A 14,413-nucleotide genomic window follows, 5' to 3' on the forward strand; every position below is an offset into this window, starting at 1 on the left:
CGATCAATTTGTGATTTGAAGAAAAGGACATAACTGTGGCGCGGAATTCATACTTGGGCAAAGCTGTTAGTTTGCCTCGGGCGTCAAAGTGGCTCCTTATGGCAATTATTGCCCTCCTTGTGTCATTTCCGTTGGTATGGATGGTGCTGTCATCATTCAAAACCAGCGTGGAACTGTCACGGGCGATCCCAACGTTTTGGCCTGAAGACGCGACACTTTCGGGCTATATCTACATTTTCAACGAGATGCCCTTTGGTCGATATTTCCTAAACAGCACCATCGTAGCCGTGGCGAGCACTATTCTGGCGGTGTTCACGTCCGCGCTGGCAGGCTACATCTTCGCCAAATTCGAATTTCGCTGGAAGAACATAATTTTCATAGCGATCCTGACCAGCATGATGATGCCTGGCACGGTGATGCTAATTCCAAGATACATTCTCGTAAGCTGGTTGGGTTGGACCGACACATATTGGGCTCTTATTATTCCCCAGGGCATTACTGTGTTCGGCATATTCATGATGCGCCAGTATATGCATGGAATTCCGCTCGATTACATTGATGCGGCGCGCGTTGATGGTATGGGTGAATTTGGGATTTTTACGCAGATCATTTTGCCGCTGTGCAAGCCACCAATCGCTGCGCTGGCAATTCTGTCGTTCATTGAATCCTGGAACTCCCTGCTGTGGCCACTTGTTGTAACCAGCTCGCCCGACATGCGGACGCTCCCCATGGGCATCGCCGGACTTGCGACAGTCCATAGCCCTCTGCTCCAGTACATGCTGCCTGCCGCGACCATCTCCGTCATTCCCATAATTATCGTTTTTGCGCTGTTCCAGCGGCAGTTCGTCAATGCAATGACCTCGGCCGGATTGAAGTAGCCGATGCATCATTTCATCCACCTGGTATCAAACATAAGACGGCAGGATCGCCATGAGTAAGACCGCAGCTAAATACTATGTCGTTGGATTGACCCATATCGATCTGGCCTGGAAGATGAACCGGGACGAGCATTGCGAAATATTGGAGGCCGCAATGGTGCGGCTACTCGATGTTTTGGACACCCATCCTGCCTATACCTATCTGCTCGAGCAGGCAGCGCATTTTCGGATCTTGTCCCAACGGCGGCCCGACCTGATCGCGCGCCTGCGTGATTATGTGCAGCAAGGTCGTATCGAGTTTGCCGGGGGGCTGGCCTCAACCTTGGAAACCAACGGACCGTCCGGCGAGAGTTTTGTCAGAAATCAACTTTTGGGCCTTCGCTGCGTTCAAGAACTGTTCGGGGTGACTGCAAATACCGGGTACCTGATTGATACGTTCGGTGTGAACGCTCAGGTACCACAAATTCTACGGCAGTTTGGACAGAACAACCTTTTGGCCAATCGCTTCGGAGGGACCCTGCATCGCGATGTATTCATTGCGCGCGGTTTGGACGGCAGCCGCATTCTGGTCGCTGGCCGAGACGCCAATTCGCCCTACGTGGTGCCCGAGCGCGTTTTCTTCGGCATGACGGAAAGGTACAGGCAGATCGACGCGCTCTTTGAACAGGCGGCAACCAAAGGGGTCGACGGTCCGGTACTGGTAATGCCCTACACCGAGTATGACGGTATCGCGAGCACTCACATAGCCACTCTCGTCAACGACCGAAATGCGTCGCGCTCTGACGGCAACTGGGCGTTCGCCACGATTACCGATTTCTTTGATGCGCTTGCGGCACACGATGCCGAATGGCCTGAATATGATAGCGATTTGAATCCCGAATTCACCGGTACCTTCGGACAGCGAGTGGCTATTCGCTGCCACCACAGAAAGGCCGAGTCATCACTACTGGAGGCCGAGAAATGGGCAACATTGCTCGGCGTGACGGGCTGGCGGGAGACGGCAGTTGAATCCTGGTGGAAGATGGCATTCGCCGAGAGCCACGATGTCTATTCTGGATCGCACCCGACCTCGGTTTACGACGACACTATCGCGCAGTTGGGCGAAGTTGAAGTTGGTGCGGCCGATCTGTTGCAACGGTGTGCCGAGCGTCTTGCCGGCGACGATGGCACTGGTAAGCTTACCTGCATAGCCATGAACGGACTGCCGTGGTCGCGCGATGCGTTGGTCAAAGTTGTGCTGCCAACAAAGGTCGACGCCGCCAGCGTCATCGGTGTGCGCGACAAGGATAACGAACTGCCGTTTGAAATCGATGGCGATGTGCTGATGTTCAGAACAATGTTTTCTGGTGCGGAGGCCAAGCGTATCGTAATCGACTGCGCAGACTCTAAGGCGAAGGTGAAACCCGCACCGACGGCGCCAGCCAGCCCCAACGAGCCGCCGAAACAGGCGAGTATTTCCAACGAACACCTGACTGTGACGGCCAGCGCAAAAAATGGCCTGCAGATAAAAATGGCTGGCGCGAACGGGGAAGCGAGCCGAGTCATTGGCGCCGAGATTGTTCTGCAGAAGGATTTGGGAAGCTTCCAGATTGAAGATTTGGGCGGAGCCGAGGTCTCATCGCATGCCGGTATTCCCGAGCTTGAGGGACCTTTTATATCGTTGCTACGGCAGCGCCTGATCATTCGCGGTCGATTTCCGAGCCTGTGGACGAATGCGCCAAATCCGCTTGAATGGGAGATGGAATGTTCCCTTCAGTCCGGAAAACCAGGGCTCGATCTGGCCGTTCGAATTAACTGGAGCGGCGAGACCAGCCGTGTCCGGCTAAAGGTAACGACCGGCTTTGAGAGTTCCACCGGGATTTTTGAAATCCCCTTCGGAGCCGTGCGTCGGATGCCCTACCATTCGCGGCGCACCGCGCGGGGCGAATGGCCGGTTCATCGCTGGGTTGCGGTCGAAGAGGGCAATAGCGGCGTGGCTTTGGCAAATAGCGGCCTTGTGGGTGCTGAAATCGCCGGCGGCGCCATATGGACAACGCTGCTTCGAGCGCCAACAGTCGAATATGCCGGCATGGTCACCGATGAATCCTCCTCACAGCATGGCCAGCACACTTTTGATTTCTGCTTGTTGCCCTACCGAGGGAGTTGGACGGATGGGCAAGCCATCGAAATGGGGCAGGAACTGAATACACCGGTTCGGTGCCACGTCGTGCCAACGGGCCCGCTTGTTCAGGAAGGGCCTTATCTTACACTTGCGCCCACCAACGTCGTGCTGTCCGGAATCAAATCGCCCGAAGATGGTGCCGCCGACGAAATGATTGTTCGCGTTTATGAAGCAAGCGGGAAACAAACGCAGGCCAACTTATACCTGTTGGGTGCGCAAAGTGCGTGGCAGTCTGATCTGAGGGAGACGAAGGGAGCCGCGGTTGAGTGTCACGACGAACGCATTTCGGTCACTCTGGCCCCGTTCGAAATCAAAACGCTCAGGGTCCGGCGGGACCATAAATTGTAGCTCCCTGGTCGTGTGAACCGCTTCGGTTCGAATTACCCCGCGTTTTCCAGGCCAAACCGCCCCCGACAGTCTCGGGGGCGGTTAATTCTGTTCTTCCTCTCGTCATAAAGTTGTGAAATCACAGAACTGGGTGTCCCAGCGATTACAGCCTCCCGACGGTAGCGCACTGACCGGAAAAATGACGGTTCAATTGGTTCGCTTGAGGCCAGCCTGTTGGCAACGTGCGTCCGTGATCAGGAACGGCCAGTCTACTGTCGCTAATGCCACGACACCAAATCTGCTGGCTCTACCAGGAGTTTTTCCATAACTAGACCAGTAGGTGAGCCTCGCCCAACCAGAAATCGGAAATTACATGCCCCAATCAGACACAGCCAACCGCCGCTTTGTACTCGCCGAGCGCCCCAAGGGCGAACCGACAGATGCAACGCTGCGCCTGGATACTGTGCCAGTACCCGAGCCAAAGGCAGGACAAATGCTTCTGCGCACGGAATATCTCTCACTTGATCCCTATATGCGTGGCCGCATGAGTGATGCGCCGTCCTACGCACCCCCCGTCGGCATCGGTGAGGTGATGGTCGGTGGTACGGTGTCCCGCGTTGTTTCCTCATCTATTGAGGGCTTCGCGCCCGACGACTGGGTGCTCAGCTTCAACGGTTGGCAGGACTATGCCCTCTCGGACGGCAAAGGCGTCGCCAATCTGGGGCGTAATCCTTTGCATCCCTCTTGGGCTCTGGGTGTCCTGGGCATGCCAGGCTTTACCGCTTGGGCCGGGTTGAAACAGATTGGTCAACCCAAGGCCGGCGAAACCATTGTTGTGGGCGGCGCTACCGGTCCGGTCGGGGCAACGGTCGGCCAGATCGGCAAGCTGTTGGGCTGTAATGTGGTCGGCATCGCCGGTGGCACCGAAAAATGTGGCCATGCCGTCAATACGCTGGGCTTTGACGCTTGTGTCGATTACAAGGCCGCCGACTTTGCCGATCAATTGGCTGCTGCCACCACCGATGGCATCGATATCTATTTCGAAAATATTGGTGGCAAGGTTTTGGACGCCGTTCTCGGCCAGATCAATACCAATGCAAGAATTCCCGTATGCGGTCTGGTTTCCCAGTACAATGCCACCGGATTGCCTGATGGTCCGGATCGACTCAACTGGTTGATGGGGCTGATCTTGCGCAAACGCATGACCATACGTGGCTTCATCATCTTTGAAGATTTTGGTCACCTCTATCCCGAGTTCGCCAAGGAAATGGGTGCTTGGATCGAGGCCGGACAAATTCAGTATCGTGAAGAAATCATAGACGGTCTGGAACAGGCGCCCGGCGCCTTTATTGGCCTGTTGAACGGCGAGGCATTCGGAAAACGGGTAATTCGCCTGGGCAAGTCCGACTGAGTGCACTGGGGCCGGAATTGATCAAGCTCTGGCCCCGCCAGCAATATTATCGGTCGGCACTGGCCAAATCTTTCCCCACCGGTCACAATCGGTTTCTGTTCAGTCCTATGGCGTTGTTCTACGCAACCAATAGCGGCTTCGCCGGGTTTGTTGTGAACAGGTAATGGAGTGCTATCAGTGCCGAAGTTTTTCTTTCACTATCGGACCGACGATGATTTTGTGGTCGACGAAATCGGACAGGATCTGCCCGATATTGATGCAGCCCACGAGCAGGCTGCCGAGATTGGCCGAACCATGCTGTCGCGGGCATTGGAAAAAGGCGAAAAGCCAAATGCGGCGCGGTGTATTGAAATTGTCGACGATAAAGGCGTTGAGGTGCTCTATATCGTTTTCTGGGCGTCCGCCTCCAAGCCGGGCACGCTTGACGCCGAGGAGCCTGCTCAAGCCCCCGACGCTGCATTGATCAGCCCAACATCACCATGATAGTCGCCGCTGCAAGAATAATGCCGGCCGCAGCGATAGCCGATGCCCCCATCATCACCCAGCGATAGTTGGCACGGCGCCACTGCTTGTCGGCAATCAAAAAAATGTGGGCCATCAGATCCTCCAACCGATGCCTGCCAACGCCGCTCCAGGGAGAAAATTCCGACCCTCCCGCCTCAGCGTCAAATCGAGCCTTAGCGCGACTTTCGCGGCAGTGGCCGATCGGCGCCAATTAGAGTCAATATTGACTAAACAACCATGCGTTCCATCTTGTATGGAAGCAATTGACCACCTCCCGAACCTCTGCCATGAATGGCGCCATGAACCAGCATTTGCACCCAGACCGATTGTTTCCCGCCGCCGAGCCAATGCGTTCGCTGGCGCGCGATCTTTATGAGAGCGTCAAGGCGCTCCCCATCGTCAGCCCCCATGGACATACCGACCCGGCCTGGTTTGCCCGGAACCAGAGATTTTCTGACCCCAGCGCCTTGTTCCTGACGCCCGATCACTATGTGCTGCGCCTGCTGCGCAGCCGGGGATTGAGCTATGATGAGCTTGGTGTGCCGCGCCGGGATGGAAAAAGGTTGCCGATCCACAAAGCGCCTGGCGTGTCTTGGCGGCCAATTACCATTTGTTTGCTGGCACCCCCTCGCGCCTCTGGATTGATCATTCGCTAAAATTTGCCTTTGGCATTGAGACCCCGCTATCTCCACAGACCGCCGACGACATTTACAACCAGATCGCCACCCGACTGGGTGAGCCCGATCTTCTGCCGCTGGCCATTCTGGACCGCGCCAATGTCGAGGTGATCGCCACTACCGAATTTGCCCTCGATCCGCTGCATCACCACCAGTCCATGTTGGAGCAGGGGTTGATTGGCCGGATACGCACCACCTATCGACCCGACGATGTCACCGATCCCAGCCGTCCCGCCATTGTCGAAAATCTCCAACAATTCTCGGCGCTGACCGGCGAAAATGTCAGTTCCTGGCCGGGATTGATCAACGCCCACCGCCAGCGTCGTGAGACGTTCCGGCGTTTTGGCGCCATCGCAACCGACCATGGCGTACCCAATGCCATGACCGCCGACTTGGCGCTGGTCGAAAAACAGGCCCTGCTCGACAAGATTTTGTCAGGCAAGCATGACGCAACCGACGCCCAATTGTTCCGCGCCCAGATGTTGACCGAAATGGCGCTTCTCTCGGTTGAAGACGGTATGGTCATGCAAATTCACGCCGGCTCGTCCCGCAACACCGATCCGCTGCTTTTTGCCGAACGCGGGCCGGATCTCGGCGCCGACATTCCGACCCCGACCGATTATGGCAATGGACTACGCGCACTGTTAGGCCGGTGTGGTAATGAACCTAACCTGCGCCTGCTCATGTTCGTTTTGGACGAAACTACTTATGCCCGCGAACTGGCGCCTATGGCCGGTTATTGGCCCTCATTGATGATTGGACCGCCATGGTGGTTCCACGACAGCCCGCAAGGCATTCGACGCTATCTCGATCAGGTTGTTGAAACGGCCGGATTTTACAATCTGGCCGGTTTTAATGACGATACCCGCGCTTTGCTCTCGATACCCGCTCGCCACGATGTATGGCGGCGCGAAGTGTGTGGTTTTCTTGCCCGATGGATCGCCGAGCACCGCCTGTCGGCAAGTGCTGCGCGCGACGTCGCTGTGCATTTGAGCTACCAGGCGGCCAAGGATGCCTATCGTATCGGCTAGCCTAGGGTGCTTTCCATAACACGACGATCAGCACAACGATGCCGCCGATCAATAGGGTCAAAAGCCCGGCCACGCCGTTGAAAAGTTGCGATAGAATCGGCACCCGCCGCGCGTTGGCTGCGGCGTCGTCTGGTGTACCACCGTGCGTTTCGGTTTGGGCGTCTATATCGGCCATTGTCAGTCCCTCCAGATGTCGGGCGCTGTCTTTGCGTCGCCCTAAGGGTGCCATGGCGATTGTTTACGAAGCGTTCGTGCGACAAGATTGGCAAACAACACGGTTAGCCCTTCGCCAAGCGTTAAGGCTAACCAATAGTTACCCGCCAGTAACTTTCCACCGTCATGCTGAACCAGTCACCGCATTTGCCGCTGCCATATCGAACCAAACCCCCGTTTCTGCTTTAATGTCTGAATGATGAACCAATCACCCGCCGAGACCGCCCTGAGTCGCGCCATGATCCGCTGGTCACTGACCCGCTCGACCCCGGTTGCCGAAACGGCAACCAGCTGGATATTCAAGGTTGAACAAAACGGCCGCAATTTCGCCGCGCTCAAAATCCTCAAGCCCGGCATCGGTGATGATGAACGACGTGGCGCGGCGTTGATGAATTGGTATGGTGGCAACGGCGCCGCTGCCATTTTTGATACCCACGGCGACACCAGTTTCATGGAATGGCTCGATGGCGACACGCTGGCCGAGCCGGTGCGGGCAGGGCGGGACGCAGAAAGCACGGTTGCCCTGTGCACCATAATCGCCCAACTACACCGAGCCCGTGATACGCCGCCCCCCGAACTCATCCCGTTGCGCCAACGTTTTACCGCTCTTTTTGAGGCGGAAGCACGCGATTGGCCCCATACGGCGCGTGACCTTTATGCGCGTGCTACCGGCGTTGCGCTAAAACTCTTTGATAAACCGGCTGCCCAGGTGCCGCTGCATGGCGATTTGCACCATGACAATGTTCTTTCCTCTTCGCGTGGTTGGCTTGCAATAGACCCCAAGGGTCTCCTGGGCGATCCGGCCTACGAAGTGGCCAACATGTTCCGAAATCCAGCCGACATGCAAAAACTTGCCGCCGACCCGCGCCGCGTTGCCGACCTTGCTGATGCGTTTTCTGCCCGTCTCGGGTTCAATCGCAAGCGGGTGTTGGGATTCGCGGCCGCCCACTCGGCGCTTTCTGCGTGTTGGAATATGGCGGCGGACAAGCCAATCACCATGGACTTGGCAGTATTGCCGCATTTGCTTAGCGCCTATGATCAAGCCTGAACCCGCCTAGCGCCAAGCCACCAGAACCGCGCCACTCATGATCAAGGCGACCCCCAGCCAGTTCGGCAGGCTGAGTTTTTCGCCCAGAAACATGACGCCAAACACGGCAACCAACACCACGCTCAGCTTGTCGACCGGCGCCACCTGGGCCGCTTGCCCGATTTTGAGTGCCCGGAAATAGGCAAGCCAGGACGCGCCGGTTGCAAGCCCTGACAGCACCAGAAACAGCCAGGTCTTGCTGGCGATGCTGTCGAGCGGCTGAAACTGCCCGGTTGTGCCAACGATGGCGGCCAGCACTAAAAGGATCACCACCGTTCGGATCAGCGTGGCAAAATCGGAATTGATATTGGTGATGCCGATTTTGGCAAATATCGCCGTAAGCGCTGCAAACCCTGCCGAAAGCAACGCCCAAAACTGCCAACTATTGAAAACTGCTCTCATGCTGCGGTGTCCATTTTGCTCCTCGCCATGAAAATCGTCACGGCGCCGGTATAGTCCAGGACAAAGTGCTTGATGCCTCATCCCCAGGACGGCAAGATATCGCCTACGGCGCCGAATTGCGATTTCAAATAATTCGCGGTGGCCTTATGCTGGTCATTGGTTGGTGTCAGCCCGAATTGAACATGATCGCCGGGCAATCCGGCTTGTTTCTATTGGATTGCTCTATGCTTGTTTTGTCGCGCCGTGCCTTCATCGTGCTTGCCAGTGCCGGGACGCTAAGCGCCTGTGCGGGTGTAATCCCCAAAACCATTCCGGCAGGCGATAATCGCCCAGAATCCCTGACTCGCAAGCAGATACTGGCCGCCATCAATGCGGTGCGAAAGGCCAATGGTCGACCCGCTTGGTCTTATAACCCCCAGCTTGAAGCAGCCGCCCGCGCGCAGGCCAATCTGATGGCGGCCAAAGACAAGCTCAGCCACGATCTGGGCGTGACCCTGCGCCAACGCGTAACAAACGCCGGCTATTATGGTGCCGTCGGCGAAAATCTGGCGGGGGGCAAAAAAATCTCGAACAGGCCATCGATGGCTGGATGGGCTCGAACGGGCATCGCTCAACCCTGCTCAGTCCGAAATTTGTTGAATTTGGTTTGGCTGTTGCCCGTGTCAACAATGGCACAAAAAGCCGCTACGGCCTCTACTGGGCAATGATCGCCGGTGGCCCGTTTGCCGCCTGGCTGCAATAGCAGACCGCCCGGTTCACCCTAAGGCACCATCTCGACGCTGACCTTGCGCAGTGTCATGCTGTCGCCGTCAGGCGCACCCCGCAAGGGTTGGGTTGAAATCGCATCGAGCCCCGCCGCCAACCGCACATGGCGTTCTGACGGACACATTTGCAGCAGGCAGTCAAAGCCAATCCAGCCCAAATCATCGTCATAGGCTTCGGCCCAAGCATGAAAATCGGCTTCATTGTCATCCGATGCCGCTACATAGCCGGTGACAAACCGAGCCGGGATGTCGAGCGCCCGCGCCGCGCCTATAAAACTGTGTGTCAAATCATGGGCACTGGCGGCGACCGCCTCACTGACCTGAGATTGGCTCTGCCCGTCAACGCCTTGGCTTTGGGCCTGTCCCCCATTGCCATCGCCCAGCACTTCGCCGACGCGCGCCATCAGTCCGTGCAATATGTCCAACCGGCTCTCGCCTGATCCGCGAAATTTGGACCACATTGTAACCGGCGACTTGGTCAGCCCCGTACTGCGTTTGTAAATTGCCGGCACCGGCTCGCCGCTGGGCCGACCCAGCACGCCATGGCGGTCGATAGTGTTGACCACTCCGGTAACGCTAACCACCCAGTCACCCTCGGGTCGCGCCTGGTTTACCAGATGCACGGTGTTGCCAAATGCGTCGGAAAACCGGGCGGCATTGCCGATGCCTGTGGTCGAAACACTCCAGCTTTCAACGGTTTGTGTTGGTCCGCTTTGCGGTGTCAGCAGCAAATGCATCACCGCATTGGTCGACCCCTCAGGCGGGGTAATTGACAGGCTCGTGGCGGATGGCAATTCGCATGGCTCTGTGTCTTTGTCCTGGCCCTAGTAAAAATTATAGCTGTCGGACAGCGTCTCGGTCACCCGATAGTTACGCGCCAGAAATTCCGTCAGGAAATCGTGCAGACCGTCGGCAAAAATCTTGTCCATAGTGTTGCCCGCCACCATTGCTGACAATCGCGCCGCCGCCTCATGGCATTCCTGTTTGACCCCGTACATCTTGGTTAGTCCAGCCAGTGTCTCCTCGATCATCTGGGCGCAATAGGCTCAGCGAGCGCGGCATTTCCGGCCGCAGGATCAGAAAATCAGCAATATTATGGGCCTTGTAGCGATCATGATAAACGTGACGATAACTGCGATGGGCCGAAGCCGCCCGCAAGATCAGCGTCCATTGCTGAATATCGAGGCTCACCGCCGATCATCTTGGCACGCGGCAGTAGCACATAATATTTCATGTCCAGAATGCGCGCTGTATTGTCAGCCCGCTCGATGAAATTGCCAACCTGGCTGAAGCAATAGCCATCGTCGCGCAGTTTCGTGCCCAACAGTGCGCCGCGGAACTCGTGGCTCAATTGCTTGACCCATTGCAGCACGCCGAGCAATTTGGCCCCCTTCACATCGCGCGGCTTGATCTGCGAAAAGGTCAGCCACGCACTATTTAGGCTTTCCCACATGTCGAGCGTAATCGCTGTTCTGACCGAACGCGCATTGGTGCGTGCCGCCAATAGGCACGAATGAACCGAGGACGGATTGTCCGGCTCAAACATCATGAAATAAACAACGCTATCGAGATCGGCCTGCTCATATTTCTCCGCAAAGGCCTCGTCGACTTCGGCCGCCTGCATCATCGAGAGCATGTGCTCGCTGGCACCGCCTTCACGGCGTGCTGTCAGGCTCATGCGGTAGCCGACATCGAGCAATCTGGCCATGTTTTCGGCGCGCTCGACATAGCGGCTGAGCCAGAACAGATGCTGTGCCGTCCGCCCCAACATTCTCATTCCTCTAGCACCCAGGTATCTTTGGTGCCGCCGCCCTGGCTGGAATTGACCACCAGCGAGCCTTTCTTGAGGGCAACCCGTGTCAGACCACCAGGTGTTATCCGCACCTCGTCGCCAATCAATACATAGGGCCGCAGATCAACATGGCGAGGCGCAATCCCCGAACGCACAAATGTCGGGCAGGTCGACAGTGCCAAGGTTGGTTGCACGATATAATTGTCCGGCCGCGCCTCGATCCGTTTCTTGAATTCCTCGCGCAACGCCTTGCTCGAAGTGGGACCAATCAGCATGCCGTAGCCGCCTGAGCCATGCACCTCCTTGACCACCAGATCCTGCAAATTGTCAAACACCCATGCCCGCTCGTCACTATCGACGCAATTGTGCGTCGGCACATTGTTGAGCAATGTCTTCTCGCCCAGATAAAATTCAACGATTTCTGGCACATAGGTGTAGACTGCCTTATCATCGGCAATACCGGTGCCCGGAGCATTGACCAGCGTCACATTGCCAGATCGATAGGCATCAAACAGGCCCGGGACCCCCAGCATGGAATCGGAACGAAAAGTCAGCGGGTCCAGATAATCGTCGTCGATCCGGCGATAGATTACATCGACCCGCTCGGGTCCGGTCGTGGTGCGCATATAGACCCGCCCGCCATCGACAAACAGGTCCGGCCCCTCGCAGAGTTGCGCGCCCATCTGATCGGCCAGAAACGAATGTTCGAAATAGGCCGAATTGTAGATGCCCGGAGTCAAAACCGCGATCGTTGGCGCGCCACTGGTGTTATGCGGTGCGACGCTTTCCAGCGTCCGACGCAAATTTTCAGGATAGGTTTCAACTGGCGCAACTTTGCAGCGCTGGAATAGATCCGGCGCCAATTGCATCATCGCTTCACGATCCTCGAGCATGTAGGAGACGCCCGAGGGCGTGCGCAAATTGTCTTCAAGAACGTAGAACTCGTCGGGGCCGGTGCGAACAATATCGACACCGATAATATGCGCATAAACTCCCTTGGCGGGCTCAAGTCCCATCATTTCAGGGCAGAAAGCGGAATTTTGCAGGATCAGTTTTTCGGGAATGCGGCCCGCCCGCAAAATCTCCTGACGGTGATAAATGTCATAAAGAAACGCGTTGAGCGCCCGAACCCGTTGCTCGATACCCCGCGACAGCCGCCGCCACTCCATTGCTGAAATTATGCGCGGGATGACGTCGAACGGAATAAGTTTCTCGTTGCCTTCGTCCGAGCCATAAACCGCAAAGGTAATCCCCAGACGTCGAAAAATTGCCTCCGCGTCGGCGGACATAAGGCTCAAGCCCTTGTCAGGCTGCTCATCCAGCCATTGGGCCAGGGCGCTATAGGGCTCGCGGACCGATCCATCCGCATTATACATTTCATCGAACGGCGTTGTGTCGCCCATTGTGCTCCACTGGTGTTACGGCTCGTCCCATCACCCTGCCATTGCTACACATTTGCGCGCCCGCGTCCAGCGGCTCGAAACCGAATTTGTCACACCAACGGGTCGGAGTGTGTCGACTTGGCGGCAATGGGCAGCTATCAATCGTTCACCCCACCGCCTGATTCATATCAACGAGACCGCCATGCCCACCGAAATCTTGCAGACCCATCCTTTGCACGCTGGTTGCGAGACGGCGCTCGCCGAACGCTATCAAGTGCACAAATTGCACGAAGCCGCCGATCCCGAGGCGCTGCTGACCCGCTTGGCGCCGTCGCTGCGGGCCATCGCCGGGGGCAGTGTCAGCGCCACCCTGATGGACAAGTTGCCCAAGCTTGAACTCATCGCCAATTTTGGCGTTGGTTACGACACAATCGATGCGGTTGCCGCCAAAGCGCGCAATATCCGCGTCACCAACACGCCCAATGTGCTCAATGATGCCATGGCTGAAATGACCATCGGCCTGATGATCGCGCTGGCACGCCGCCTGCCACAGGCCGACCAATATGTGCGGGCAGGCAAATGGCCGCAGGCCAATTTCGGTCTGTTCAGCGAACTGACCGGCAAGACGGTTGGCATTCTCGGTCTTGGTCGCATCGGCAAGGAAATCGCCGTGCGCGCACAGGCCATGAAAATGCGTGTGGTTTACTTTGGTCGCACCCATCAGGAAAACGAGCCCTACGTCTACTACGATAATCTCACCGATATGGCGCGGGACTGCGATTGGCTCGTTGTCATCGCCCCCGGTGGCAAGGGCACCAGGGGCATTGTGTCGCGTCAGGTGCTCGAGGCGCTCGGGCCAAAAGCCTATTTGGTCAATGTTGCCCGCGGCACCTTGATCGATGAAGCGGCCATGGTTGAAATGCTGGCCAATGGCCAGCTGGCAGGCGCCGCGCTCGATGTGTTTGAGGATGAACCCAATGTACCCGAGCAATTATATGGGCTGGACAATGTTGTGTTGTCGCCGCATCAGGGCAGCGCCACCCACCAGACCCGCGACGCGATGGGCGCAATGGTCGTTGCCAATCTCGATGCTCACTTCGCCGGTGAGCCGCTGCTGAGTGCTGTCATATGAGCGCTCTAGTCCTCTATGGCGGTCGCCGCTCGCCGTTCGTTCGCCGGATCGCCCTTTGGTTGGCGCTGCAGGGCCGCGCATTCGAACGCCGTGAAGTCGGCGTGTTCGGCGCGGATTTTGAATCCTTCAAGACGATCAACCCATTGGGGCGCGTCCCGGCGCTGACGCTCGAAAATGGCGACCATTTGATCGAATCCGGTGCCATAATCGATTATCTCGAGGACACCGCCGCGCCCGAAAACCGATTGATCCCGGCTGCCGCGGGACCACGCCTCCAATGCCAGCAGCTAATGGCATTGGCCGGTGCTACGGGCGAAAAAGCCGTCGCCTATGTCTACGAAACAGAACGAAGGCCCGCTCAATTGCAATGGCCTGAGTGGCGCGATCGCATGGAACGCCAGGTTCTAGGTGGTCTCGCGGCGCTCGAGGCCAAAACCCCTACTGACGGCTGGTTTGGTGGCGATAAGCCCAATGGCGCCGATATTGCTGCAGTCACCATCCATGATTTCGCTGGCACCATAAAAACCATCGATATGAAGACCAGCTATTGCCGACTTGCGGCTCTATCGGCCCGCGCCAACGCTACCGAGGCATTTTCGGCGAGCGCCCTCGGCTAGCGGAAATTTTCAGCCCCGCCATGGCACAGGTGCAT

The 14,413-nt window shown here is 57.0% G+C and carries 15 protein-coding genes and 3 pseudogenes; 10 read left to right on the forward strand and 8 right to left on the reverse strand.

Annotated elements, in window-relative coordinates:
- The first annotated feature begins 98 nt into the window (after nucleotides 1-98).
- The 4 genes from PSQ19_RS17600 (at nucleotide 99) to PSQ19_RS17615 (ending at nucleotide 5,260) form a co-directional block, all read left to right on the forward strand.
- Nucleotides 99-878: a carbohydrate ABC transporter permease gene (locus PSQ19_RS17600; protein WP_282218808.1), complete on the forward strand. Its 780-nt coding sequence runs from the start codon at nucleotides 99-101 to the stop codon at nucleotides 876-878.
- 52 nt (nucleotides 879-930) lie between these two features.
- Complete coding sequence (locus PSQ19_RS17605) at nucleotides 931-3,387, forward strand: glycoside hydrolase family 38 N-terminal domain-containing protein (RefSeq protein WP_282218809.1); 2,457 nt, start codon at nucleotides 931-933, stop codon at nucleotides 3,385-3,387.
- Nucleotides 3,388-3,739: 352 nt separating this feature from the next.
- The gene (locus PSQ19_RS17610) at nucleotides 3,740-4,777 is read left to right on the forward strand and encodes an NADP-dependent oxidoreductase (RefSeq protein WP_282218810.1); all 1,038 of its coding nucleotides are present in this window, start codon (nucleotides 3,740-3,742) and stop codon (nucleotides 4,775-4,777) included.
- A 177-nt stretch (nucleotides 4,778-4,954) separates the two neighbouring features.
- Nucleotides 4,955-5,260 (forward strand): DUF6894 family protein, encoded by a 306-nt coding sequence (locus PSQ19_RS17615; protein WP_282218811.1) that lies wholly within the window; start codon nucleotides 4,955-4,957, stop codon nucleotides 5,258-5,260.
- Here the strand turns inward: PSQ19_RS17615 and PSQ19_RS17620 are convergent.
- Nucleotides 5,241-5,375 carry a hypothetical protein gene (locus PSQ19_RS17620; RefSeq protein ID WP_282218812.1) on the reverse strand — a complete coding sequence of 45 codons (135 nt, stop codon included), beginning with the start codon at nucleotides 5,373-5,375 and terminating at the stop codon, nucleotides 5,241-5,243. The genes PSQ19_RS17615 and PSQ19_RS17620 overlap by 20 nt on opposite strands.
- 193 nt (nucleotides 5,376-5,568) lie before the next feature.
- On the opposite strand from PSQ19_RS17620, the pseudogene uxaC reads away from it, so the two are divergent.
- Nucleotides 5,569-6,989, forward strand: a pseudogene (gene uxaC, locus PSQ19_RS17625) (glucuronate isomerase).
- A 1-nt stretch (nucleotide 6,990) separates the two neighbouring features.
- Here uxaC and PSQ19_RS17630 read toward each other — a convergent pair.
- A complete protein-coding gene (locus PSQ19_RS17630; RefSeq protein ID WP_282218813.1) occupies nucleotides 6,991-7,164 on the reverse strand; it encodes a hypothetical protein in 174 nt (57 codons plus the stop codon).
- A 276-nt stretch (nucleotides 7,165-7,440) separates the two neighbouring features.
- Here PSQ19_RS17630 and PSQ19_RS17635 point away from each other — a divergent pair, with 276 nt between their 5' ends.
- The gene (locus tag PSQ19_RS17635; protein WP_282218814.1) at nucleotides 7,441-8,250 is read left to right on the forward strand and encodes an aminoglycoside phosphotransferase family protein; all 810 of its coding nucleotides are present in this window, start codon (nucleotides 7,441-7,443) and stop codon (nucleotides 8,248-8,250) included.
- Nucleotides 8,251-8,256: 6 nt separating this feature from the next.
- Here the strand turns inward: PSQ19_RS17635 and PSQ19_RS17640 are convergent, their stop codons facing one another.
- Nucleotides 8,257-8,691 (reverse strand): EamA family transporter, encoded by a 435-nt coding sequence (locus tag PSQ19_RS17640; RefSeq protein ID WP_282218815.1) that lies wholly within the window; start codon nucleotides 8,689-8,691, stop codon nucleotides 8,257-8,259.
- Nucleotides 8,692-8,915: 224 nt separating this feature from the next.
- Here PSQ19_RS17640 and PSQ19_RS20070 point away from each other — a divergent pair.
- Together PSQ19_RS20070 and PSQ19_RS20075 are read left to right on the forward strand one after the other, a co-directional pair.
- A pseudogene (locus PSQ19_RS20070) lies at nucleotides 8,916-9,161 on the forward strand (CAP domain-containing protein); the annotation flags it as partial.
- Between the two features lie 92 nt (nucleotides 9,162-9,253).
- A pseudogene (locus PSQ19_RS20075) lies at nucleotides 9,254-9,433 on the forward strand (CAP domain-containing protein); the annotation flags it as partial.
- A gap of 18 nt (nucleotides 9,434-9,451) precedes the next feature.
- On the opposite strand, the gene PSQ19_RS17650 reads toward PSQ19_RS20075, so the two are convergent.
- Genes PSQ19_RS17650 through PSQ19_RS17670 form a run of 5 tightly spaced genes read right to left on the reverse strand, consistent with a single transcriptional unit; the run spans nucleotide 9,452 to nucleotide 12,650 of the window.
- Nucleotides 9,452-10,249, reverse strand: coding sequence for a transglutaminase family protein (locus PSQ19_RS17650; RefSeq protein WP_282218817.1), 798 nt, complete (start codon nucleotides 10,247-10,249; stop codon nucleotides 9,452-9,454).
- 30 nt (nucleotides 10,250-10,279) lie between these two features.
- A complete protein-coding gene (locus PSQ19_RS17655) occupies nucleotides 10,280-10,486 on the reverse strand; it encodes an alpha-E domain-containing protein (protein WP_282218818.1) in 207 nt (68 codons plus the stop codon).
- Nucleotides 10,425-10,646 carry an alpha-E domain-containing protein gene (locus PSQ19_RS17660; protein ID WP_282218819.1) on the reverse strand — a complete coding sequence of 74 codons (222 nt, stop codon included), beginning with the start codon at nucleotides 10,644-10,646 and terminating at the stop codon, nucleotides 10,425-10,427. The genes PSQ19_RS17655 and PSQ19_RS17660 overlap by 62 nt, the downstream gene beginning before the upstream one ends.
- Complete coding sequence (locus PSQ19_RS17665; protein WP_282218820.1) at nucleotides 10,567-11,226, reverse strand: alpha-E domain-containing protein; 660 nt, start codon at nucleotides 11,224-11,226, stop codon at nucleotides 10,567-10,569. The genes PSQ19_RS17660 and PSQ19_RS17665 overlap by 80 nt, the downstream gene beginning before the upstream one ends.
- Before the next feature lie 2 nt (nucleotides 11,227-11,228).
- Nucleotides 11,229-12,650: a circularly permuted type 2 ATP-grasp protein gene (locus PSQ19_RS17670; RefSeq protein WP_282218821.1), complete on the reverse strand. Its 1,422-nt coding sequence runs from the start codon at nucleotides 12,648-12,650 to the stop codon at nucleotides 11,229-11,231.
- Nucleotides 12,651-12,831: 181 nt separating this feature from the next.
- On the opposite strand from PSQ19_RS17670, the gene PSQ19_RS17675 reads away from it, so the two are divergent.
- Together PSQ19_RS17675 and PSQ19_RS17680 are read left to right on the forward strand one after the other, a co-directional pair.
- Complete coding sequence (locus PSQ19_RS17675; protein WP_282218822.1) at nucleotides 12,832-13,761, forward strand: 2-hydroxyacid dehydrogenase; 930 nt, start codon at nucleotides 12,832-12,834, stop codon at nucleotides 13,759-13,761.
- Nucleotides 13,758-14,378, forward strand: a complete 621-nt coding sequence (locus PSQ19_RS17680) for a glutathione S-transferase family protein (protein ID WP_282218823.1) — start codon at nucleotides 13,758-13,760, stop codon at nucleotides 14,376-14,378. The genes PSQ19_RS17675 and PSQ19_RS17680 overlap by 4 nt, the downstream gene beginning before the upstream one ends.
- The last annotated feature ends 35 nt before the right edge of the window (nucleotides 14,379-14,413 follow it).

Source organism: Devosia algicola (assembly GCF_028816455.1).
GTDB classification, from domain to species: Bacteria; Pseudomonadota; Alphaproteobacteria; order Rhizobiales; family Devosiaceae; genus Devosia; species Devosia algicola.

Excerpts from the sequence above, each read along its gene's own strand:
- PSQ19_RS17600 (WP_282218808.1), top strand. The coding sequence starts at position 99 with ATGGCAATTATTGCCCTCCTTGTGTCATTTCCGTTGGTATGGATGGTG.
- PSQ19_RS17605 (WP_282218809.1), top strand. The coding sequence starts at position 931 with ATGAGTAAGACCGCAGCTAAATACTATGTCGTTGGATTGACCCATATC.
- PSQ19_RS17610 (WP_282218810.1), top strand. The coding sequence starts at position 3,740 with ATGCCCCAATCAGACACAGCCAACCGCCGCTTTGTACTCGCCGAGCGC.
- PSQ19_RS17620 (WP_282218812.1), bottom strand. The coding sequence starts at position 5,375 with ATGGCCCACATTTTTTTGATTGCCGACAAGCAGTGGCGCCGTGCCAAC.
- PSQ19_RS17630 (WP_282218813.1), bottom strand. The coding sequence starts at position 7,164 with ATGGCCGATATAGACGCCCAAACCGAAACGCACGGTGGTACACCAGAC.
- PSQ19_RS17635 (WP_282218814.1), top strand. The coding sequence starts at position 7,441 with ATGATCCGCTGGTCACTGACCCGCTCGACCCCGGTTGCCGAAACGGCA.
- PSQ19_RS17640 (WP_282218815.1), bottom strand. The coding sequence starts at position 8,691 with ATGAGAGCAGTTTTCAATAGTTGGCAGTTTTGGGCGTTGCTTTCGGCA.
- PSQ19_RS17655 (WP_282218818.1), bottom strand. The coding sequence starts at position 10,486 with ATGATCGAGGAGACACTGGCTGGACTAACCAAGATGTACGGGGTCAAA.
- PSQ19_RS17665 (WP_282218820.1), bottom strand. The coding sequence starts at position 11,226 with ATGTTGGGGCGGACGGCACAGCATCTGTTCTGGCTCAGCCGCTATGTC.
- PSQ19_RS17670 (WP_282218821.1), bottom strand. The coding sequence starts at position 12,650 with ATGGGCGACACAACGCCGTTCGATGAAATGTATAATGCGGATGGATCG.
- PSQ19_RS17675 (WP_282218822.1), top strand. The coding sequence starts at position 12,832 with ATGCCCACCGAAATCTTGCAGACCCATCCTTTGCACGCTGGTTGCGAG.
- PSQ19_RS17680 (WP_282218823.1), top strand. The coding sequence starts at position 13,758 with ATGAGCGCTCTAGTCCTCTATGGCGGTCGCCGCTCGCCGTTCGTTCGC.